Below are 23397 nucleotides of genomic sequence, written 5' to 3'. Positions count from 1 at the left end.
CACTCCCACTTAGCCACGCAATCGAGTATCGAAGAAGGCTAAGCTGCGCGCCCAAGCGAGTTCGGCGGTGGCTTTATCGTATCGGCCAGTGGAGTCGTTATGAAAACCGTGATTCACATTCGGGTAAAGATAGGCGACATAATCGGCTTTGTTGGCTTTTAGCTGGGTTTCGTACTCGGCCCAAGTGTCGTTTACCCGCTGATCGAGCCCAGCAAATTGCAACATAAGTGGCCCCTTTACTCGGCTACGCAGTTCTGCAGCCGCGGGTGTGCCATAGAAAGGTACGCCTGCATTGAGTTCATCGGGAATCGTGGCGGCCAGCATATTGACGATATAGCCGCCAAAACAAAAACCCACGGCACCGAGTTTACCATTGCTTTGGGGATGGACTTTTAAAAACTGCGCTGCGGCAATAAAGTCTTGCTCGATTTTGGCTCTGTCTAAACTGCTTTGCATAGCGCGGCCCGCATCATCATTACCCGGATAACCACCGAGGGAATAAAGTGCATCGGGGGCGAAGGCGATATAACCCTGCGCGGCTAATCGGCGAGCCACATCTTCGATATAGGGATTAAGGCCACGATTTTCGTGCACCACTAATACCACAGCGGCTTTTGTACTGAGATCTAAGGTTTTCGGCTCACCTGCGGCACTGCCCGCGAGCAATAACTCATCGGGCATGACTAAGTAGCCGCGCCCTTCACCGTAACCATTTGGCGAGGGAAACTTAACATAGCTGGCTTGAATACTGGGATCGTTAAAGGAGACTTGCTCGGCGAGGGCATAGTTCGGCAAGAGTGCGCCCGTGAGCATCGTCATGGTGAAACCTAGCGCCACCAGCCCTGCGAGCCGCCCCATAAACTCACGGCGATCGATAATGCCATGGGCATATTCGTCATACCAGTCAAAGGCTTCCTGCGGTATCGGTTGTACTTTCTGGGCATGTATCTGACTTGTTTCTGCTAAGGCTTGCTTGTCTTGTTGTGTCATCGTTATTCCTCCATTGAACAAGCTAACCACAGGTAACACGTCTTCCCTAGCTTGTGGGTGTTAAGATTTAACTCAAGAGTAAAGTAAGAATCGCACTTAGGGCAACTGACTTTAACGTTTGCCGTTTGGTAAGTTTGTTTTGAAATAGCACACGATCGGCACAAACGGCTGTCGGTTAGGGCAAGGCTAGCTTAAAATAGCGATTTAGATTCTAGAGGGCCTAGCGTGATACAACATAGAGCTAGCCAGATGGTGATATTCCACACTCTGGTGACCAGTGGTAGTTTTACCCAAGCGGCGGCCAAGTTAAAAACCTCGACTTCCTATGTCAGCAAGCAGCTTGGCGCACTGGAAGCCGAGCTGAACTTGCTATTAGTCCAGCGGACCACTCGCACCTTAGTGCTAACCGACGCGGGCCAACAGTTTGCCCATTACTGTGAGCAAGTGTTTGAAGCGACGCAAAATGCCGATGCGATTATGCTAGATGCCCGCGATGACATTAGCGGTACGATTCGTCTCGGTTCCTCCCAGTCCTTCGGCACCTTACACATCATCCCCGCACTGGAAGTGTTGCAGCAAAAATACCCCGAATTGCGATTTGAGCTAAGCCTGTTCGACCATAAAGCCGACATGCTAGAAGAAGGCCTGGATCTGTGGATCACTAACCATGAACAGCTGAACGAAGGTTATATCGCCCAGCACCTTGCCGAGACTAACTTTGTGGTGGTCGCCTCTCCCGATTATTTACTCAAGCACGGCGTGCCACACCATCCACCGGCATTAGCGCAACATAATTGCGTTATCTATCAAAGCAAGAGCCGTAATTATGATCGCTGGAGTTTTGCTAAGGATGACCTAGAACAAACCGTGCATGTGGCGGGGAATTACCGTGTCGATTTAGCCGAAGCCGTGCGCAATGCGGTGATTGCCGGGCGCGGCATAGGCTATGTGGCCACGTATTTACTCAGTGATGAGTTTCAAAGCGGAAAACTGATCCAGCTCTTACCCGATTGGAAACCACTGCAACAGATGCCCGTCTATGTGGTTTACCCAAGGCGGCGCCATTTACCGACTAAGTACAAAGTGATTATCGAATGTTTAAAGTCCCATATCGGCCACCCGCCCTACTGGGATAAAAAGCTCAAACCTTGGTTAGGTAAGACAGTCATTTAAACTGCAACCACTTAAACTGCAGCCACTTAAGCTACTGTCATTTAAGCAACAGTCACTTAAGCTGCATTTCAAACAAGTACTGACTACGACACCAGCCTAAAGTCGTCTGTGGCGTGATTTCGATTATTGCCACAGGCACAAATATTATTTCCTCTGGGCAACAGTAGCCGAAATTTATTTTATTCTCCTGCATAAACAGCAAGTTAAACTGTTGCTATTTTCGACACTTTTATCGTAACAGCCCAGTAACGCCCGCGACTTGCCCTTACGCTGACTCGGCCTACAATGCGCGACTTCTTCTATCACTCAAAAGAATAAACCCATTATGACCGCGATATTAGGCATGATTAGCATCTTGTTTTTTGCTTGGTTACTGTCAGTGAACCGCAAGAACATTCCCTACCGCACTGTGATTTTAGCCCTAGGCCTACAAATTATATTTGCCCTGTTAGTGCTCTACGTCCCTGCGGGTAAGGCCGTATTGCAGTCTGTTACGGCGGGCGTGTCGAGCGTGATAGCCTACGGCAACGAAGGGATTGGTTTCCTGTTTGGCGATCTCGCCACGGGTAAAGTCGGCTTCGTATTTGCGATCAATGTTTTAGGTATCATCATCTTCTTCTCGGCGCTGATTTCAGCTCTATACCATATTGGTCTTATGCCTAAGGTGATCAACATTATTGGTGGTGGTCTGCAGCGTTTATTGGGCACGGGCCGCGCCGAGTCTTTATCTGCCACGGCGAATATCTTCGTCGGCATGATTGAAGCGCCGCTGGTGATCAAACCTTATTTAAAGCACATGAGCGATTCGCAATTCTTCGCGGTAATGAGCTGTGGTTTAGCCTCAGTCGCGGGCGGTACATTAGTGGGATATGCCGCTTTAGGTGTCGATCTTAACTATCTGATTGCCGCCGCCTTTATGTCTGCGCCAGCGGGTCTGTTGATGGCAAAAATTCTTATGCCGCCTAGCGAAAACGATAAAAATAGTGCCGATGAAATCACCTCTGTCGAACTGCCACGCGCCACCAATGTGGTTGAAGCCTTAGCCGATGGCGCTATGTCTGGCATGCGGATCTCAGTCGGGATTGGTGCCACTCTGCTAGCTTTTGTCAGCGTTATCGCCCTGTTGAACGGCATGTTAGGCGCTGTGGGTGAATGGTTCGGTTACCAGTTAAGCTTCGAGTTCTTGCTCGGTTATCTGTTCGCCCCTATGGCTTGGCTGCTGGGTATTCCTTGGCATGAAGCCATTACTGCGGGCTCACTGATTGGCCAAAAAATCGTGGTGAATGAATTTGTAGCCTTCATCCAGTTAATGAAAGTCGAAGACCAACTGAGCGCCCATTCTCAGGCCGTTGTGACTTTTGCCCTGTGTGGTTTTGCGAACATTTCAACCATGGCGATTTTGATCGGTGGGCTGGGTAGCATGGTGCCAGAGCGCCGCGAATTTATCGCCCGTAATGGTTTTCGCGCCATTGCCGCTGGTGTATTTGCCAACCTGATGAGTGCAGCAATTGCCAGCGTGATCCTCTCGCTGTAATCCATCAGCTTGGGCTTTTTTAAGCACTCATCTCACCATTGAGTTAACCACAAAGTTAGCCACTCTCGCGCAGCAAAACCGCGATCAACACAAACCCAAATCAAGCAAGCTTGGTTTGGGTTTTCTTTTATGCCTCAGATATTTTTTGTGTATAATGTCGCCAGAAAAAGATTAATGAGTTTACATTTCAATAACATGCGTAGCAAAAGGAGTACGAATGGCCATAGTGAAATACAAGGCAGTTAACGCCGCAATCACACTGACAATGGCAGGTATAACACTCTTGTTAACCGCCTGCGATAACTCAACGTCACCCTCCAATTCAGTTAATACCAACATCCCCACAGAACGTGAATATCAGATTATCTCCACCATAAACCTCAATGATGGCTTTGAAACCCGCAAAGTGCTGCAGGCACGACTGCTGCTGGATTACCAATTACAGGATGCAGAGGGTAAGGCGGCCAGCTTAACAACGCCATTAACCCATAACGCCCGTTTTTTTATCCAACCTAATATGCTGCAAATTAGCGATTATGGTATGCCGATTCCGGTGAGTAATATCGACCCTAAAGGTAATTCCAATGAAATCTTTCAGTTGGTTAAAGACGGCTTTAATGTGGAATTTAACAATGGTGAAGTCCGCCAACTGACTCCCATTGCCAAAATGGATCAAAAAGATATCAAGGAATTATTTGACCACTGGGTGAATCTTAATAGCTTGTTTAAACAAGCTCCAACCTTGCCTGTAGCGCTTGAGCCTAGGGTCGGTTATAGCATCAGCGCCCCCATGGATGCACGCCTAACTTGGACAGTTGAGCAAGTGACCGAAGATAAGTTATTTGCAGTAGTACAAGGTGAGAAAGACAACTTTAAGGCCTATGGCAAGTTCGAGCTTAACCGCAAAACCGGCTGGTTAGAGAGCATGGCGTTTTTTCAACAGGAAGAGAGCAAAGGCAGTACCCTCACCCGCCGCATCGCCATGGCGCCCAAGGATAGCCCTTATATTATGAGCATGCTTTGGCATGCCGACGCTCGCTACGATGCGGAGCGTGATATAGATGATCTGCAAAAAGAGCTCTACCCGATTAGCGACATTCCTCGGGAATATAAAGCCCATGATAAGGACTTTATAAAATCCTTATTAGCTGATCAGCAAGGTATTCTTGATAATATTGGCCCATGGGGCGCTGACACTCCAGAAGTGCTGCAATTGCGCTTTGTGCATAATATAAGCCCGCGATATGTGGTTGCTAATGTGCATTATGAAGACTTAGCCGCCTTTGATGCCAGTGGAAATCCGATAGACATTCACTTCTGGCAGCACAGCAGAGGTGTGGCGATGAATTTCAACCGCTCGATTGAGTCTTCGGTGGATCTTATCGCCACAGGCTGGGACAACACCGCCAATAAACTCAAACAGATAGATCATATCACCGCCAAGCTAACCCTTATCCCCGAAAGCAATAAGATAGTCGAAAAGTCGTGGGATGAACTGGTCGCGAATCCTTACGCCTTCGGCGATGCGAGCCTCACCATTCAGGTGCTCGACGCCGAGGCAAAGCTATTTAAAGTCGTAACAAAGCAGAGTAACACTCAAAACATTAACCTTCCTTTTCAGCAATTTAAAGGAAAGATGGCCGAAGCCCGTCGCGATGGTGATTATCCCCAATGGTTAACAGTGACGGATAAGGAACTGCTGGGGGAATTAATCGGTGTCGACGATCCTCATCACCTTAGCACCCGCGCCCTGTTACTTAAGCTAGATGAGATCCCTAAAACCGTTGTAATCGTAGAGAACCAGCCACAGCCGGAGTTAAGCCAAACCAAGAACATCCGCTTTGTGACCTTTACCGACTACAACCAAAATCTGGCCAATCCCCTAAGCGAGTTTGGCGATTCGAGCCTCAATAACTTCCTCTATCAAGATCTTGAGCCATCAAACCCTGAAATCAGTGCGATCCAAGGGATAAAACCTGAGACTGAAAATGGCCATAATCTGTATATTCCCATGTCAGCCGCATTAGCGAGTGCCTGTAAACCTGAAATAGAACAAGGTTTTAAAGAAGGGAAACACGAAGTCACTTGGCTGTTTGAGCATAATGCCCCAAACGGACCAGCCTATACCCTGATGACGCCCGACCGCGAGCGGCAGTTTTTCTACGATAAACACATCCAAGGAAAAATCCATTGCCAAGGTGATATCAGTTGGCAACCCTTAGAGCAGGCAGCTAACCCACGTCCTTGGTTAATCGATTTACAAGCTTGGCTAACAAAAAACGGTTATGGTGACGAGCCGAGTAAAGATCTTAAGAACTACTTTAAAGTCGAGGATGCCCAAGGCAAATCCCTAACGATTCGACTGCCCGAAACCACCGAACTGCGGATTAAAGAGGCGCTGGTCGATGGCCGCTATTTGAGTGTTGCGGGCCCTGCCGCTAAGGTGAGTTATATGACTCTCTCTCAAAACCCCGTCGACATCCCCTATGAATTCACCTTTAAACCTTTGCCATAAAAAGGAGCGGTTATGCGTCTATTTACAGTAAAACTGCTCCTTGGAGCACTGGTACTTATTTGTATCACTATCAGTGCCAATGCCAATGCCAATGCACAAAAGGTGTTACTCGATGCCCATTGGAAGGTTGTCAAAGATGAAAAACAGGCTCAATACTATCTAAAACAATCGACCGAAGTTATCGACGGCAATTATAAGGCTGAGGTTTATTACAAAAATAACGATATGCTTTTCTGCGCCAGTGCCCTCGCCGATAACAAAATTGGCAAAACCCTCACGAGCGAACAATTCCGCGGTGCTTATCAATGTTACTTTGAGGATGGCAAACCCTATGAACAAGGCTTTCGCAATGGGCAAGGCCAACTTCATGGTTTGCTTAAAAAATACATTGCCACCGGCCAATTGTATGTTGAATCGCACTATGAAAATGGCGTTAAACAAGGCCTTGAAACGGGTTACTGGGAAGGTGGAAAGATCCGTTACAAAACGACCTATAAAGATGGCAAAGAGGTCGGTATAAGCGAGCTTTTTGATAGCGAGGGCAAGCTTAGGGGCAAGGTCTGTAATAGTGGTACTTGTGTTACCCAGTACTATGACAATGGCAACTTACACGTCGAAATCCCTATGGTGGATGGGCTTACACATGGCAACGAGACCAATTGGAGCTTTGGTAAAATCATTTCGACCCAAGCTTATGTCAAAGGTAAGAAACACGGGGATTACTTCGAATATTTCGACGATGGCAAGGTAAAGCGCCACTACCGCTACCACAATGATTATAAAGTCGGTGAACAACTGGATTACTTTAAAAATGGCCAGATAGCCCAAAAGGAAATCATAGAGGCGCCATGGAATGTGAAGTTATCGATTAAATACAATGAAAAGGGCGAAATGCTCAGTTCAATCGAAGAAAAACACCAAGACAACAACTGGGTTTACCGTAAGCATCAACGCTTTAATGACGGTCAACTTACCTCTAACACAGAGGAGGACAAGCTTAAAAAATGGGTCCTCAGCGAAACATTTGAGCAAGGTGAGTTAATCAGCCGCAGCGAGCATATCGATAACCAATTGACCGGTTTATATCTGCAAACCCTAAACCGTAGTCAAACTGTAAAAGTGATTACCCGCGAGTATTTTAAAGAGGGTAAGCGCGAAGGCCCCTACGAGATGCTGAAAATTAACCATGAGACAGGGGAACAATGGCTGGCCGAGCGCGGCCAATATGCCAATGACAAGCCCGTTGGCGCTTGGAAGAAACAACAAGAAGATGCCACCCTCACCTTTAGCTATGATGCCCAAGGCGAGCTCGATGGTGAGTTCCGTAATGAGACAAGTTCTGGGCAATTACTTGAATTAATCAACTTTAACCATGGCAAACCCGAAGGATTAGTACAACGCTACGCCACTGACGGCCAATTGTATGAAAAGGGCGAATACCGCAATGGGCAACAGGATGGCGACTGGGTGTACACCCATGGTGAGTTCGGTTTCAACCCAATGCCAAATCCTGAGAGACACTATTGGTACGGACGCTTCGACCAAGGTAAACAAGTCGGCCACTGGGAACTGCGTAATACCGAAGACTATGTGCTTGAAATAGCAAATTATGACGAGCAGGGCAGGCTTCATGGTAAACAATACGAATTTAGGGATAATGGCTGGATAGAAGTGATCAATAGCTTCCATCATGGCGAGTTTTTAAATCGGGAAATACCGCCGCCGGTGATTACCTCGGACCATGTTTTCCCTATTTTTTAGCCTAAGAATATTCGCTTAATCGATTAACTTAACCCTTGGCGCTGTGCACTGTATATAAGTGCACAGCCCGATAAATAAACTCAACAGCAAAAAATTAGGATTCTTGTATAGGCTGCAAACCGCGCGGCCTTAAGACCCAGAACAGAGCAAGGAATCAGCATGTTCAATACGCCATTTCGCTTTATCAGCCTCGCGATTGCGGGAGCCAGCTTAACCAGTGTCCATGTACAAGCAGCGCAAAATCTCTCCTCCATGATGGTCGAAATCCGCCAACAGGACGGAATTCCCAGCTATTACAATCTCGCCACTGGCATGCCCTTAAATGGCGATATCGCCATAGTGCGCGATAACCAAGGCTATACCTTAGGGCAGTTTTCCGAGGGGATCCCTAATGGTAAATGGCAAGTATTTCATACCAATAACAGCAAGCTAGTCGAAGGAAACTATCAGCAGGGTTATCAAGATGGCACTTGGCATATGTTCGATTTGAGCGGCACCGTTACTGAGGAACAGCAATTTGCCAAAGGCGTGCCAACGGGCGAATGGAAGGAATACAACAGCAGCGGCCATCTCAGCCAAACGACGCGCTATCAAGACGGTAAAAAGGAGCAAGTAAAACGTTTCTATGACAGTGGCAAACTGCAAGCCCAAGAAAGCTACCTCGATAACCTGCGCCACGGGAAATGGGAAAGTTTCTATGAAAACGGCACCTTGTCCCAAAGCCAGAGCTATGCGAACAACCAACTCTCAGGTTCTTATTTAGAACAAAATCCCAATGGACAAGCTACAGTGACGGGCCGCTTCGATGCCGAAGGCCGTCGCCAAGGAGCATGGGAAACCTTTTTCGATGACGGTACTAAATCGAGCAGCAGCCAGTTTAATCTCAATCTGCTCGAGGGTGAAGAACGGACATTTTACCCCAATGGTGAACTCGCCAGCCGCTGCCAATATAGCGCTGGGCAACGCCAAGGGAAATGCCAGCAATTTAATGATGCAGGTAAATTACAAGTTGAAGAACAGTATGTTAATGGTGCATTAGACGGGCCACAGCAATATTTTAATGCCGAGGGCATTCTCACCAGTGCTCTCAACTATAAACAGGATCAACTCGCCAGTACGCAAAAATATTTCCACAACAACGGCCAACTTAAAGAATTACGTAACTACCAAGACTCAAAGCAGGCCGACAATGGCCAATACCCGCTTCATGGACCATCGGAGCGTTATGACACCGAAGGCAATTTGCTCGAAAAAAGCCACTACAACATGGGAATTAAGGATGGCCAATTTGAGCGCTATCACGCTGGCAAGCTGCAATCCTCCGAGCAATGGCGACAAGGGCAGCGTCACGGTGAATCACGCCGTTACCACAACAATGGCAAGCTGCGGACGCTAGATCAATACGTTGAAGGTAAACCAACAGGGAAATCGGAAACCTATTTTGACGACGGCACAGTGAGTGAGCGCGGCGAACGTATCGATGGCCAATGGGTCGGAAAATATGAGTCATTTTACGATAACGGTAAACCTCGGGAAGTATCTCACTACGCACGGGATAAAAAAGACAACGCCAGTCGTTACCCTCTTGATGGCCATTTCGCCCGCTGGTATGCCAATGGTGATCCCAATGAAGAAGGCACATATCAAAACGGCAATAAAGAAGGCCTATGGATACAGTACAGCGAAGGCCTGAAACAACGGGAGCAAACCTTCGCCAATGGCAAACTTAATGGTAACTATGCAGAGTATTACCACGGACGCCGCCGTGTGACAGGGGAGTATCTGGACGACCAAAAAACCGGTCTATGGACAGATTATCGCTACGAAGAAAAAGACCCTACCTATGGCACAATCCCCGAGGGGAATATCCAGCAAAAAAGCCATTGGCAGGAAAACAAGCGCCATGGAATTCGAGAGTTTTACAGCGTTAAGCAAGTGGTTTACCGCTCAGAAACCTATGATAAAAATGATAAAACTGGCCCGTATGCCGAGTACTATCCCAACAATGGCCAGCTAAAACTCAGCGGTGCTATGGATAAAGGTAATCAAACTGGATTGTGGGAAAGCTGGTTTGAGGATGGGATGCAAGCTGCTAGCACTGAGTTTTTAGACGGTCAAAGCCATGGCCAAACGAAAGAATATTACAGTAACGGCCAACTCAAATTAGAGGCAATTTATGCTAAGGGGTCGCTTGATGGTCAAGTTAAGCAGTATCACCAGAACGGTAAGCCAGAACTCGTTGAAACCTGGGTGAAAGGCCAAAAAGAAGGCGATGCCAGCTATTACCACAACAATGGCAAGTTAGCCGAACAAGGCACTTATCTTAGGGATCGCAAGGAAGGTCTATGGCAAAGTTTTTGGCCTAATGGTGAAAAACGCACTGAAGGCAGTTATCTCAGCGATCGAGAATCAGGGGATTGGAATCATTATGATCAACTCGGCAAGCTGATTAAAACAGAACACCATGGCTAGCTTAAAAACGGGGTTTTAGATTAAAAAGCGATCTAGTTCAAACATTTATCCTTAACTCCAAATCTAAAGGAAGTTTCATGCAAAGTGTGCCATAACCAGTGTCTATACTAACGGCCTTTTTTTTCGTTTAGGACAAATTGCCTATGAAGACATTTATGAAAGACGAGTTAGCCCTGCTACTGGGAATACTGACCTTAGTATTCTTTAAAACCGGTGGCGATAGCTTACTCGCCGATGGCACCGCCCTCTCGACCTATATTCCCGTTTCACTCGCCCTATTGGGTGTAGTGACTTGGGCTATTTTCTCTGTGGTACGCCACTCAGATGCACTAGCGATTAAGCTTGGCGATCCCTATGGCACCTTAATTTTAACTTTATCGGTCATTTCACTCGAAGTGGTGATGATCTCCTCCGTGATGCTGACCGGAGAACCCAACCCTGTCATGGCGCGCGACACTATGTTCGCCGTCGTCATGTTGATCATCAATGGCTTAGTGGGCTTTACATTATTACTTGGCGGCTGGCGTTACCATACCCAGCATTTCAATTTAGATGGCGTAAAATCCTATCTAGTGGCGATTATCCCCCTCGCCCTACTCTGTTTAGTACTGCCTAATTTTACCGAAGGTGGCACTATTGGCGGCATGTCTAAAGCCATGTCTTGGATGCTGATCATTATTTCGATACTGCTCTATGGCGTTTTTTTAGTGGTACAGACGAAGAGCCACAGCCATTTCTTTGTCGATGCCGATCATGAAGACCATGAGGAACACCACGGCATACTACGCAGTAATGCTTACCATACAATTCTATTAATTGGCTACTTACTCGTGGTCATTTTGTTGGCAAAAACCTTAGCTATGCCCATCAATTACAGCGTAGCAACCCTAGGCGCTCCACAGGCATTAGGGGGCTTTATTGTGGCCTGCTTGATTTTATCCCCCGAAGCTGTGGGAGGTTTTAAGGCCGCGTTAAACAATCAATTACAGCGGGCGATGAATTTGTATTTTGGCTCAGTGCTCGCGACGATTGCACTCACAGTCCCCGCGGTATTAATTATTGGCAGCGTGATAGATCAAGAAGTCCATTTAGGCCTGTCACCCGCCGACATGGTGCTATTAATCACCAGTTTAATGGTCTGTAAGGTAAGCTTTAGTAGCGGTCGCACCAATGCATTGCATGGCGCGACTCATATAGTCTTGTTTATCGTTTACTTGTTCTTAATGTTTGAACATGCCTAAACTTTATTAAATCCAAGGCCGAGCGTGATTTATTTGCGTCTCGGCTTTACGCTTTTCTCATCCAGATTGACCCGCAGTAAGAGTACAAACCAGACTAAAGCGCCAACAACAAACCAGATAAAAATCCACACTAACTTATGGCCATTACGAGCCTCAAATGGCTCAAATTTGGGCATAAAAATCGTTTGATGTTCGGCTTGGTAAAGCGGACTTTTTTGTGCGGCGCTGAGCAACTCTGAACGAAGAGAGGATGGAGCTAATCGTTCAAGGTAAACAAAACTCTGGGGGTCCAACTCATTGAACTCATTTAGGGATTTAGCCAAAAACGCTTTGAATTGCGCTTCTTTCTCATCGGGTTCAAGTCGATTACTGATCTCCTGCTGATAAACTTTACCATACCAAGCGAGGGCCTTAGCATGCCAACTGTCTGCACGCTCTGCAAAAATCGGCATAGCGATATACAGTGCCATATTTAAGTGACTACTATGTTTACCTGTAACCTCTAGGCTTCGCTGCAAACCAATTTGCGTCTTATCAATATAAGATTGCTGCAACTGATAATACTGAGTATTTTTATGGAGATACAATTCTTGTATCGATGCTAATTGCGTTAACCTCCCCGTAGCAGTCTTGAGATATTCCTGCGCAACGATGCAAGGAACAGCCATTAATTGCACCGCAATCAATAAATAGAAAAAGCGCGAATTATCTTTAACAAACTTGAGTCGTTTTAGCCTAGGCCTGATATAAATGATCGACAATAGCCAAGACAGTATCTGCGGCAGCCACAAATTAACGATATCTTCATCTAGGCTAAAAAACTCAAGGTTAACCAACAACAGCCAATGGACAAAACTGTAACCAGAAACAAATAACAGGCTGAGAAATAAGAAGGGAAAATAGATAAGTTGAATTTTTTTTAAAAATACATCCACACGAATGTCATCCTTGAGAACATAAAATAACGACTATGGTACGCTCAAATCCATCATAAATTTACCAAAATTGAGTAGAAACTCAAAGCGTTAAAACATAAAGGCCAGATTGATTGCTCATCTGGCCTTTGTGTTTGTACTTTTATAAAGCTGCAACCGAGAAACTAGGTCTCACTCAACTTAGCTAATTGCTGCTGGCTACGTTGTTTCTTATATTGCTTAGCTTCAGCAGGAATAGGAGTGACTTTGCCAGTCTCTAGCCAGTTACGTAAACGGTTAGCATCCGCAATATGCGTATATTTGCCGTAGGCATCGAGCACGACAAATGCCACTTGGCGTTTTGCCATTTCAGTACGCATCACAAGGCAGTGCCCCGCAGCATTCGTAAAGCCTGTTTTGGTTAGATGAATATCCCAGTTATCTTTATAAACCAAACGATTGGTATTACGAAAATCTAAACTGTATCTTGGGTTGGCAAAGGTAACCGTCTTCTTCTCGGTCGAACTCAGCTGGCCTAGCATAGGATACTTTTCACTGGCCTTGAGTAATACAATCAGATCACTGGCACTCGAAACGTTTTTATAGGATAAACCTGTAGGTTCAACATAGCGGGTATTTTTCATTCCCAGCGCTTTTGCTTTGGCATTCATCGCCTTAATAAAAGCTTTATGACCACCGGGATAATGATGTGCAAGACTTGCAGCTGCACGGTTTTCTGATGACATTAAGGTCAGTAATAACATTTCTTTACGGCTGATTTCACTGCCGATACGAACTCGAGAATAAACACCTTTCATTTCTTTGGTATCACGGATATTTACCGCAAGCTTTTGCTCCATAGGTAACTTTGCATCCAGCACTACCATAGCTGTCATCAACTTAGTGACAGATGCAATTGACATTACTGCATTAGGATTATTGGAATAAAGCACTTCATTGGTTTTTAAGTCCACGACTATCGCACTACGTCCTGCAATTTCTTGCTTTAATGGTGCTTGCTTCGTTTTTGCTGTCGATTGAGTTTTGGTGCTTTTATATGCGACAGAGGCCGAATCGGCTGAATGCGCTGTCGTGGCAACGGTGAGACTGCTGCACGCAAGAATAAAACTACTGAGCAGAAAACGGATCTTCATATAGATTTCACTGAATAGATAAGGGATCGATTGTGCTATGGCACAGGTTTTGGCTAAGTATAGGAGTTCTACAGTGAAAGAAATAGAATGCAATTAGACTTTTATCAGTAAGATCAGCACTTTCTTCTCAATTTTTTTATATAAAACCAGCTTAACCTGTCACCAATCCAGAGCAATAAAGCATCTAGATCTAGGCTTTTCAATTACAGTAGAGACAAAATCTTAGGAAGAGGCTTTTTTCAGTAGAATAATTTGAAATGAAAATAATGGGCGACTTTTTGCACTTTTAACAAAAGTCCCTGTACAACAGTGGTTTCAAGCATCTAAATACGTCATTTTAGGCGAATGAAAGCGTTAACATACGCCCTAAAATGTCGCGTTATAGCATCTTATCCGCTAGCGTAAGACAAATTCGAGTAAGGCTTCAGTATCTTCGCTCTCTTGTATCAGTTGGTCTGTCAGCACAAAACCGTGTCTGAGCAGCACTCGCTGTGAAGCTAAATTATGTTTAGCCACATGGGCAAAGAGGGGTCTTAAACTGACTAAAGGCAAAAATTGCGCTAAGGTCTGTGTCGCGATACCTTTGCCCCAATATTCACGGTCAATCCAATACCCTATCAGCGCTTGTCCATCACTTTGCCAATGCCCAATATTGCCCACAAACTTGCCATCGACCAATATCGCCCTTGGTAATGCATTCACTTGTCCCAGAATATTTTGATGCCAATGTTTAAAAAACGCTTCTCGATCCCGAGGAGGAAATTGAGCAAGCTGGTTAGCAATGGGATCGCTTTGATGCACAAAAATAGCTTCAAGATCACTTTCAATAATCGGGCGTAAACTCACGCTGTATTGTGTGTTTGGTTGTTTGTCTGACTTACTAGACATAGGTATCACCATTAATACTATGTATTTCAACTTGGTACAGCATGCCACATTTTATGAAGGTAAGCTCAAAAAAAAAGCGCATAACCGAGAAGGAGTTAGCGCTCGAAGAGGCAAATTTGCCGAAATTGAGGTGTGTAAATTCAAGCCATAAAACTCACACGATAGCATTCAAAGCCTAGATAAAAATCAATGCAAAAACGGGTGCGCCTAACACCATAGCGATACCAATAAAAATCATAGTCAAACTGGCGATAACGCCCTCTTGCTTGCCGATTTCATTGGCTTTTGCGGCGCCCGCACCATGGGCAGATGCCCCTAGAGCAACACCTTTACCTAACGAAGTACGAATACGCATAAATTTAAATAAGGGATCGCACACCAAGATGCCAATAACGCCTGTAATTAACACCATCATAGCCGTCAACTCAGGCACGCCGCCAAAGGCACTGGTCGCCTCCATCGCGAAGGGCGTCGACACCGAACGTACCAGCAAACTCTTAGACAATTCCACCGGTAAAGGCACAAACTTCACCAGCAGCCAAGAAGACATCATCCCTAAAAACAATCCCGCCGTCACACCTAAACCAATCGTCAGCGGATACTGGCGGATCAAGTTACGCTCACGATAAATCGGCAAAGCAAAGGCGATAGTTGCTGGCGCTAACATGGCCATTAACCAATGGGTGTATTCAAAATAGGTTGGCAGCGGGATTTTAAGATTAAACACCAATAAGGTAATCACTATTGGCGCTAACACTATGGGCGCTAACCACCAGACTCTATGGTACTTATAGAGACGCTTGGCACCGAAGTAACAGAATACGGTCAGCAATAAGCTGAATAAGGCTAATCCGGTCTGCGACAACACAAAATCCACCACTTTTGAGTCTGTCATCATTAAGCCGCCTTAGCGTGGCGACGGGCTTGCTTTTTGATGTTCAGTTGGCGCTCAAAACGAAACACTCTATCGACCACAAAGCCTGTACCAAACATCACACACACACTGCCCATCACTAAAGTGAACAATATATTGGTGCCGTATTGCTCAAACAAACCTTCGTACTTAATAACGGATATCACTGGCGGGATGAAAAACAGCAATAACTCACCAATCAACCAAGCGGCACCCAGTTGTACTGCATTTTCAGGAATGAGTTTAAAACCTAATAAAAATAAGAGTATGCCTAAGCCAATCACACTCCCTGGAATAGGAGAATGTGCCCAAGTGGCGAACCAGTGACATGCGAAGGACAGTAAACAGAAGAGGCCGATTTGGCTTAATAACAAAGCCCAATGTCGACACTGACGTATTGCGGCTTGTGGGAATGACATGATTTTCTCGGTTAGAACAAAGTTTTCTATAGGGCTATTCTAGGCTTGCCTATTTGATAAAAAAAATGAATATTAAGAATGTAATGCATGAATTTTAAGAATACATTTAAAGGTGAACCTTAATGGACCTCAAAGTTATCCGCTATTTTATCGAAATCGTCGATGCTGGAGGCTTCGGTAAAGCCAGCGAAAAAGTCCATCTCACCCAACCTGCACTATCAAAGGCCGTACGCCAATTGGAAGAGGAGCTAGACCTCATCTTACTCGAACGCGGTAAACGCGGCACCCAAGTCAAACTCACGCCCGCGGGCGAAGTTGTTTATCGACATGGCAAAGAGTTACTCGCTGGCCGACAACGCATGCTCGCTGAACTCACGGCCCAACGCAGCTTAACCGCGGGCGAACTCAATCTCGGATTGGCTCCTCTAGGTAGTGCCGAAATTTTTGCCCCGATTATTGCCAAATATCGCCAGCAATATCCGCAGATAGAGATGCACTTACTCGTCCGTGGCGGTGTAGAGCAAACCGCGGCAATCCAAAAGGGCGAAATTGAACTGGCCACTGGGATTATTGATTTTGATGAGGGCTATGACGGCATACGCGTGTTTAGCGATCCTATGGTAGTGGTACTGCCTAAGGAAAATCCGTTATCCACCCGACAGATATTATCGTTTAGTGATCTTAGTGCCGACCCTCAGGTGATGTTCGAAACCGAATACACTCTCTATCAATTAGTGCTCAATGCCTGCCGACAGGCAGGATTTGTCCCTAAAAACATTACCCGCGTTAGCCAAGCCGATTTCGGTATTGCCTTAGTCGCCGCGGGCACAGGGGTTATGGTATTACCGCGCTCCATCGCGCGGCGCTACAGCGTACCCGGCGTCGTAAATATCCCGCTGGCGAGTGACGAGCTGCGCTGGGAGTTATCCCTCTTTTGGCGCAAAGACCAAGTCTTATCCTTCGCGGCTCAAGCCATGATCGCCTTAGTCGAGAAGCACTTAACCCATAAATAACCCTATTCTTACCAAGGAACCACTAAGCTTAAACGCACTAGCGTATCACTATCCCATGGCAGAATAGGCAAATACTCAGCCGAGTTAACATCGACTTTAGCATAGTGGTCTAAATTGTATTTAGTATGCTCGGCGCTCAGCATTAACACGCTATTGGGCCGCCAAAAATCGGTTTGGTAACTCAGCTCAAAGCGATATTGATTCTCTAACCATTTATCCTCGTCTTGCCAGGTTTGTGCGGCCACTTGCATATGTAGCTTAGGCGTCACATTAGCCCCTACACTTCCCATAAAGGTATAAGCAAACGTACCATTCCCAAAATCGCCACGATCGTAACCTCGAGTTCTAGGCACATCGTCATCGATTTCGAGATAGTAATAACCCGCCCCCGCCTTGAACTGGGCCTGTAATGCTTGCCCATCAAAGTTAGCTGTCAGCCCAGGAAATACCTTAGCTTGTTTCTCAACCGAGCTAACGGTATTACGCTTTCCCTGTAAATCGAACTGCCAACCGAATGAAAACGCGGGATTAACACGATAAAGTTCACCGCTCGCGGCATAGGCAGACTTAAACCACACAGGGATGTGGTCAGGGTCGAGTTTATCGACATCTACGTCTATATAGGCATCCAGCGCCGCCGTCAGCAAAATATCGCTTTGGGTTTTATGTTCTAACAATAGACTCGCATTCACCCCTAAGGTGTGAGAATCCTCGACCACAAAATCATGGCTGCCTAAGCTGTAATGCCACTGAGTTTGCTCTTCGGCCTGCAGTGCACTCGATAAGCACAGGGCTAAGCACACTAATGCTGAGTTGAGATAGTTCACTTTTGACTCCTGAAACATCGTTTCTAGCTTGATAATCAAATCAGCCAGAGGATTAAACTGCATAAAATAGGAATAACACCAACTAAGGTTGCCGTTAAAGAGCGGCTAAACTAGCCAATTTAATCAAAGAATAATAGGCGATAGTTCAAATTATGACACTCTCATTGAGAAGCCGCTAATAAACACCACAGAAGTATAGATAGCCAAAAACCTAACAGTAACAATAGTTACAGACAAAAACACAATAATTCAACCCAGAGAAAACAACTTACACACAAATTTGTACGGGAAAGCAGCGGCCCTCAATCTTGCGACTGAAAACCGCAAAATATAAATGAATTTTTAATCAATTTAACAGCATAATTATTGACACTTAATGCTCATCTGCCTATAGTCGCCACACTGATAGTGAAATCGAACAAGAGAGTCTTAAATGAAAAAGTCCATGTTATTAGGCGGCCTGACCTTAACTGCCACCTTGTTGTTAGCTGGATGCGGAAAAAGCGATGACGTGTTAGTCGTTGGCACCAATGCCGCCTTCCCTCCTTTTGAATATGTTGGCGGCCAAAGTGGCGATGAAATCAAAGGCTTTGATATCGATCTGGCCAAGCAAATCGCTAAAGATGCGGGCAAGACGCTGAAAGTCGAAAATATGAAGTTCGATTCACTGATCGTCGCACTCAATTCAGGCAAGATTGATTTTATCGCCTCAGGTATGACGATAACCGCTGAACGTCAAGCAAACGTAAACTTCTCTGACCCTTACTACGAAGCGACTCAAGTCGTACTCGTCAACAAAGATAATAATAGTATTCATACGCTTGAAGATATTAAGGGCAAACACTTTGCGGTGCAGTTAGGCACAACTGCTGACATTATGTCGAAAAAATACACCCAAAATATCACCGCCTTTAATACGGGTTTCGAAGCCATTATGGAGCTTAAAAATTCAAAGGTAGATTTAGTGTTATTCGACAGCGAACCTGCCGCTAACTATCTGGCTAAAAATCCTGAATTAAAGATGATTAAACTGGATTTTCCTGCTGAGTTTTATGGTTTCGCCGTGTCAAAAGAGCAGCCTGAACTGCTGGCGAGCATCAATAAAACACTGGCTAACATGAAAGCCGACGGCCAATATCAGACGCTCGTTTCTGCCCATATAAAGTGATATCAGCATGATAGACGCAATTAATACCTCGCTGTTTAGCCCGATTGGCGAAGATGGCATGATAGGCATACTGCTGATATTAAATGGTTTGAAAGTGACGTTAATCGTCACTTTCTTCGCCATGTTATTAGGCGCAGTGTTAGGCATTGGCACCACCTTTATGAAGATGTCGTCTAAGTGGTATATCCGCTTCCCCGCCAATCTTTATGTCGGTGTGATCCGTGGCACCCCAGTAGTTGTGCAATTAGTGATCCTTTACTTCATCGTGCTTTCAGCCTTAGATGTCGATAAGATCACTGCCGCCATTATCGCTTTTGGTCTCAATAGCGGCGCGTATATTTCTGAGATAATCCGCGCGGGGATTCAAGCCGTTGATAAAGGTCAAACCGAAGCGGCCCGTTCACTCGGTTTATCCCAAGCGATGACCATGAAGTCGATTATTCTGCCCCAAGCGATTAAGAATATTCTGCCCGCACTTGGTAATGAATTTATCGTGCTCCTCAAAGAAACCGCCGTCATTGGCTTTATCGGTGGCGTCGACCTTATGCGCGCCGGTGAAATCATCCGTAGCCGCACCTTCGAGGACAGTGTGCCGTTATTTACCTGCGCACTCATCTACCTATTCCTGACCTACAGCTTCACATTTGTGCTGTCGAAATTTGAAAAGAGGTTGAAACAAAGTGATTAAAATAACCAACCTGCATAAAAACTTCGGCGATAACAAAGTGCTCAAGGGCATTAGCGAGCATATTCGTCAGGGCGAAGTGGTGAGTGTGATCGGCCCAAGTGGCAGTGGCAAGAGCACCTTTTTGCGTTGTATTAATCTGTTAGAGCAGCCAAGCCAAGGCGATATCGAGATTGAAGGTCAATTGATCACAGCGCCAAACGCCTGCGTAGATAAACTGCGGCAAAAAGTGGGCATGGTGTTTCAAAACTTTAACCTGTTCCCCCATAAAACCGTCATCCAAAACATCACCTTAGCGCCCATTAGTCTAAAACTAATGACGCCAAATCAAGCCGAGACCAAAGCCCTCGACCTACTGGCACAGGTTGGTTTAAGTGACAAAGCCAATGCCTATCCCGCCAGTTTATCGGGCGGCCAAAAGCAAAGGGTTGCCATTGCCCGCGCATTGGCCATGGAACCAGACTTGATGCTGTTCGATGAGCCAACATCGGCACTCGATCCCGAAATGGTCGGGGATGTATTAGACGTGATGAAAGATTTAGCGCTAAAGGGCATGACCATGGTCATTGTCACCCACGAAATGGGCTTTGCGCGCGATGTATCCGATCGAGTGATCTTTATGGACGGCGGTTATGTAGTCGAATCTAGTCCGCCAGATGAGCTATTTAGCCACCCGAAAGAAGCCCGTACCCAAGCGTTTTTAAGCAAAGTATTACGCTAGCTTAAGCGGCTTAAGTTAAATTCATTATTGGAGGCAGGGGCGGATTGTCATCTTGCATAACTCTCTGGCTTGCCTTTTTAGCACTAGCGTTACCTGTAGATTTAAAAGAGATACGTAACGCAATTTTGGACAGAAGCGCTTAAAAAAATAGAGGGTTAGTACGACTAAATGATTTGTTACTTGGTAACTTAAATGCTGGCTCCTACGGATGGGTGAGCCATGGCATTCGCTCATCGACTCGCAGCCAGTCCATCCGTGGATGCTCGACCGCCCCGTCCATGGAGCGGACGGTCGTCTCGCAAATCACCCTAGCTCACCGTTTTGGCTTTAGCATAACCTGTAGATTTAAAAGACACCGGACATACGCAACATACTTTGGGACAAATGCATGTTAGCTCATCAGCTATAACTGGTGAATTTCAAAAAAATTCTATGGGCTAACGCCGAGCTAAATGGCAGTTTTAAGTTGTAGTTTTGCGCAGCAAAACCACAAAACTGCGACTTAAAAACTGTCCAGCCACGAAGTGGCAATGCTTGAGCGATTTGTTAGCTTTACAAGTTTAATTAATAGTTTTTTATTATACACATGAAAATTCTTTTCAAAATTTATTGCACTATATTTTTCATTTATAGGAGAGAAACCATTCGTAGGTTCAATTTCTCTTATGGATACCACTTCTTTTTTTAAAAATGCTTCCATTAAAAGATAACCACCAGAAAGAGAATAGAATAGAATAGAAAGCTTGTAATATCACTATTATTTTTCATATAGTTACGATATAAAGTACAGACTTTGCAAATTCTTTGCAAACCCACATCAGACGCAGACTATGAGCAAACAGGTTGAACGACACGATATTTCCGACGAATTATACATCTACCTGCAAGACAATAGCGAACGTTGGTATGCTCGCATTAAAGTCGCAGGTAAGTGGCACGCCAAAGCCACCAAGCAGAAAGAAAAAGAGAAAGCCATTGGCATGGCCTATCGGATTCAAATGGAATTCCAGTTCATGGCCGACCGTAATCTGCTGGTGAGTTCCAAACGCTTTCGTGATGTGGCTGAAAAAGCCATTAGCGCTATGGAAGAAGCGCTCGATAACGAGACAGCCCCACTTAACTACAAGACCTATATTCAGGTATTACGTAAGTACCATATCCCCTTTTTCGACCGCACTTACATTACCTCGATTGATAGTGAGAAGCTGCGTGAATTTGATAAATGGCGTATTGAACAATTTGATAGAGTCCCAGCCAAATCGACACTGTTAAACCACAATGCCGCTATGCAACTAGTGTTTAAAGAAGCGGTTGACCATAAATGGATGTTAGCGGCTCAAGTGCCCTCTTTATCGACCAAAGGGGCAGAGTCACAGCGTCGAGCACATTTTTCACCCGAGGAATACAACAAAGCATTCGATGCCGTATACCAGCTTAAGCAAAACAGCCGTAAGGAGAAAACCCGCCAAATTCGTGAGTTACTGATGGACTATATCGAGTTTGCGGTGAATACGGGTATTCGACCAGGAACGGAAATGGAAAGCCTGACATGGGGTGACATCCACATCGATACCAATGAGCACAACATTATCTTCTATATCACTGTGACCAAGGGGAAAACAGTCAAGCACACTGGCACTAGAGAAGTGGTTTGCCGTGATGAAATCTTCTCCAGCGTTCAAGAGTTACGAGAGCGATTCCCGAACAGAAAGCCCTCTGACAAGCTGTTTCGCTTGGCAGATGGCTCAACCACCAATGAACTGGGTAAAGCTTTTGAAAAGGCCATATCCGAAGCAGGTTTAAAGTCATCTCCGCATGGCGTTAGAACACTTTACTCATTGCGCCATACCTACATTACGTGGCAACTGATATCAGGTAACGTCAGCATGGAAGTATTGGCTAAACAATGTGGCACTAGCATTGCCATGATTGAACAGCACTACAGCCACGTGACACCGAAGATGTACAGTAAAGAGCTGTCGGGTGTTGACCTAGGCACAGCCAAAAGAGCGTCTGGTGGTAAGCAGAATGAAGCAAGACTGACTGAGCTGTTTAAAGAGTGGCAAGCCAGCTACAAACAGCGAGGCTGTATTTAAGCTTTAGGTAACACCTGACCTTTTAGTGATGTTCGACCCGGCAGCAACTCATGTGGCTCACAGTCGAGCACCTCAGCAATCTTGTACAACATATCGAGCGTAATGTTCGCCTCAGCTCGTTCTATACGGCCGATATAACTGCGGTCAATCTCTGCACGTAACGCCAATTCATCTTGAGATAAGCCTCTGAGCTTTCTCATTTTGCGCATCGCATGACCAAATTCAGTCGCTAATGTTTTCATAGTGTCTCCTTCGTCACAAGGCAACCACTATGGGAATTTGCTTACCAACTAACCACGGATTATAATCCTCATTTGGTGTATATAATCCTCATTTAACCCCTTGAGCAAACATAGGTCTACTTGACCTAGTAAAGCCTATAGCTCAACCCGTATTACAAGGAAAGGTAATGAACTCCTACAACGTCATTTTTAAAGGTGAGATAGCTGAAGGGAAAGACCGTCATAAGCTGAGTCAGGCACTGGCAAAGTTTTTGAAAGTCCCCGAGGAAAAAGCACATCTGTTGTTCTCAGGTAATCCGATATGTATTAAGAAAGCTCTGAGCGAAAGTGAGGCTAACGCACTAAAAGCCAAGTTGAACGGTGTGGGTATCATTACCCACATCAAGCCCGTAGCAACTCAAGCCACAACTGCGGTTCCTGTAGCCACAACACCTGTAACACCACAACAAGTAGCGAAGCCATCGATTGAAGCGAAGCCGTCTACGGCCACCAAACCTACCGTGAAGTCTAATGATGATTTAAGTAAAGGCTGGCAAAAGGTGTTTGCTGAATTTGACCTTAGACAAGCTGACAAGTTGGGCTATTTTGCTTCAGCAAAAAGTCCTGCACATACCTCAAGGCCTAAAAAGGAGCAAATAAAGGGGCAGAATGTGGTTAACATGAATGCACTC

At 45.6% G+C, this 23397-nt stretch carries 21 protein-coding genes; 12 read left to right on the top strand and 9 right to left on the bottom strand.

Translation table 11 applies throughout. From position 1 onward, the window contains the following. Positions 1 to 9: 9 nt before the first annotated feature. Positions 10 to 990, bottom strand: a complete 981-nt coding sequence (locus KO531_RS10430) for a dienelactone hydrolase family protein (RefSeq protein ID WP_219251126.1) — start codon at positions 988 to 990, stop codon at positions 10 to 12. Positions 991 to 1215: 225 nt separating this feature from the next. Between KO531_RS10430 and KO531_RS10425 the strand changes: the two genes are divergently transcribed. The 6 genes from KO531_RS10425 (at position 1216) to KO531_RS10395 (ending at position 11686) form a co-directional block, all read left to right on the top strand. Beyond that, the gene (locus KO531_RS10425; RefSeq protein WP_219251125.1) at positions 1216 to 2163 is read left to right on the top strand and encodes a LysR family transcriptional regulator; all 948 of its coding nucleotides are present in this window, start codon (positions 1216 to 1218) and stop codon (positions 2161 to 2163) included. A gap of 325 nt (positions 2164 to 2488) precedes the next feature. Continuing rightward, complete coding sequence (locus KO531_RS10415) at positions 2489 to 3697, top strand: NupC/NupG family nucleoside CNT transporter (RefSeq protein WP_219251124.1); 1209 nt, start codon at positions 2489 to 2491, stop codon at positions 3695 to 3697. A gap of 217 nt (positions 3698 to 3914) precedes the next feature. Continuing rightward, on the top strand, positions 3915 to 6212 hold the full coding sequence (locus KO531_RS10410) for a hypothetical protein (protein WP_219251122.1): 2298 nt from the start codon (positions 3915 to 3917) through the stop codon (positions 6210 to 6212). A 12-nt stretch (positions 6213 to 6224) separates the two neighbouring features. Further along, positions 6225 to 7973: a hypothetical protein gene (locus tag KO531_RS10405; RefSeq protein WP_219251120.1), complete on the top strand. Its 1749-nt coding sequence runs from the start codon at positions 6225 to 6227 to the stop codon at positions 7971 to 7973. A gap of 159 nt (positions 7974 to 8132) precedes the next feature. Next, entirely contained in the window at positions 8133 to 10445 is a 2313-nt protein-coding gene (locus KO531_RS10400; RefSeq protein WP_219251118.1) for a toxin-antitoxin system YwqK family antitoxin, read from the top strand. Positions 10446 to 10588: 143 nt separating this feature from the next. After that, complete coding sequence (locus KO531_RS10395; protein ID WP_025008445.1) at positions 10589 to 11686, top strand: calcium:proton antiporter; 1098 nt, start codon at positions 10589 to 10591, stop codon at positions 11684 to 11686. 29 nt (positions 11687 to 11715) lie between these two features. Here KO531_RS10395 and KO531_RS10390 read toward each other — a convergent pair whose 3' ends face one another. The 5 genes from KO531_RS10390 to KO531_RS10370 all read right to left on the bottom strand — a co-directional run bounded on the left by KO531_RS10390 (position 11716) and on the right by KO531_RS10370 (position 15974). Continuing rightward, positions 11716 to 12621, bottom strand: a complete 906-nt coding sequence (locus KO531_RS10390) for a hypothetical protein (RefSeq protein ID WP_251068912.1) — start codon at positions 12619 to 12621, stop codon at positions 11716 to 11718. 164 nt (positions 12622 to 12785) lie between these two features. Continuing rightward, positions 12786 to 13754 (bottom strand): D-alanyl-D-alanine endopeptidase, encoded by a 969-nt coding sequence (pbpG, locus tag KO531_RS10385; protein WP_105251600.1) that lies wholly within the window; start codon positions 13752 to 13754, stop codon positions 12786 to 12788. A 396-nt stretch (positions 13755 to 14150) separates the two neighbouring features. Beyond that, complete coding sequence (locus KO531_RS10380) at positions 14151 to 14642, bottom strand: GNAT family N-acetyltransferase (protein ID WP_219251116.1); 492 nt, start codon at positions 14640 to 14642, stop codon at positions 14151 to 14153. Positions 14643 to 14817: 175 nt separating this feature from the next. After that, complete coding sequence (locus KO531_RS10375; protein ID WP_219251214.1) at positions 14818 to 15537, bottom strand: LrgB family protein; 720 nt, start codon at positions 15535 to 15537, stop codon at positions 14818 to 14820. 2 nt (positions 15538 to 15539) lie between these two features. Beyond that, on the bottom strand, positions 15540 to 15974 hold the full coding sequence (locus tag KO531_RS10370; RefSeq protein WP_028761649.1) for a CidA/LrgA family protein: 435 nt from the start codon (positions 15972 to 15974) through the stop codon (positions 15540 to 15542). A gap of 122 nt (positions 15975 to 16096) precedes the next feature. Here KO531_RS10370 and KO531_RS10365 point away from each other — a divergent pair, with 122 nt between their 5' ends. Next, positions 16097 to 16987 (top strand): LysR family transcriptional regulator, encoded by an 891-nt coding sequence (locus tag KO531_RS10365; RefSeq protein ID WP_219251114.1) that lies wholly within the window; start codon positions 16097 to 16099, stop codon positions 16985 to 16987. 8 nt (positions 16988 to 16995) lie between these two features. Here the strand turns inward: KO531_RS10365 and KO531_RS10360 are convergent, their stop codons facing one another. Then, positions 16996 to 17877, bottom strand: coding sequence for a hypothetical protein (locus KO531_RS10360; protein WP_219251112.1), 882 nt, complete (start codon positions 17875 to 17877; stop codon positions 16996 to 16998). 370 nt (positions 17878 to 18247) lie between these two features. On the opposite strand from KO531_RS10360, the gene KO531_RS10355 reads away from it, so the two are divergent. The 3 genes from KO531_RS10355 to KO531_RS10345 are packed head-to-tail and all read left to right on the top strand — an operon-like array spanning position 18248 to position 20388. Beyond that, on the top strand, positions 18248 to 18982 hold the full coding sequence (locus tag KO531_RS10355; RefSeq protein WP_219251110.1) for a basic amino acid ABC transporter substrate-binding protein: 735 nt from the start codon (positions 18248 to 18250) through the stop codon (positions 18980 to 18982). 7 nt (positions 18983 to 18989) lie between these two features. Further along, the gene (locus KO531_RS10350) at positions 18990 to 19670 is read left to right on the top strand and encodes an amino acid ABC transporter permease (protein WP_006085903.1); all 681 of its coding nucleotides are present in this window, start codon (positions 18990 to 18992) and stop codon (positions 19668 to 19670) included. Beyond that, the gene (locus tag KO531_RS10345; protein WP_219251108.1) at positions 19663 to 20388 is read left to right on the top strand and encodes an amino acid ABC transporter ATP-binding protein; all 726 of its coding nucleotides are present in this window, start codon (positions 19663 to 19665) and stop codon (positions 20386 to 20388) included. Before KO531_RS10350 ends, KO531_RS10345 begins: the two co-directional genes overlap by 8 nt. Before the next feature lie 502 nt (positions 20389 to 20890). Here the strand turns inward: KO531_RS10345 and KO531_RS10340 are convergent. Next, a complete protein-coding gene (locus KO531_RS10340) occupies positions 20891 to 21088 on the bottom strand; it encodes a hypothetical protein (protein ID WP_219251106.1) in 198 nt (65 codons plus the stop codon). Positions 21089 to 21218: 130 nt separating this feature from the next. On the opposite strand from KO531_RS10340, the gene KO531_RS10335 reads away from it, so the two are divergent. Continuing rightward, positions 21219 to 22484: a site-specific integrase gene (locus KO531_RS10335; RefSeq protein WP_219251104.1), complete on the top strand. Its 1266-nt coding sequence runs from the start codon at positions 21219 to 21221 to the stop codon at positions 22482 to 22484. On the opposite strand, the gene KO531_RS10330 is transcribed toward KO531_RS10335, so the two are convergent. Further along, complete coding sequence (locus tag KO531_RS10330; protein WP_219251102.1) at positions 22481 to 22726, bottom strand: helix-turn-helix transcriptional regulator; 246 nt, start codon at positions 22724 to 22726, stop codon at positions 22481 to 22483. The genes KO531_RS10335 and KO531_RS10330 overlap by 4 nt on opposite strands. Before the next feature lie 167 nt (positions 22727 to 22893). Between KO531_RS10330 and KO531_RS10325 the strand changes: the two genes are divergently transcribed. Continuing rightward, the coding region (locus KO531_RS10325; RefSeq protein WP_219251100.1) for a hypothetical protein at positions 22894 to 23397 on the top strand (504 nt) is incomplete at its 3' end.

The sequence above is a fragment of the Shewanella sp. NKUCC06_TVS genome (assembly GCF_019345515.1).
Classification (GTDB): Bacteria; Pseudomonadota; Gammaproteobacteria; order Enterobacterales; family Shewanellaceae; genus Shewanella; species Shewanella oncorhynchi.
This window is presented reverse-complemented; position numbering and strand designations above follow the sequence as displayed.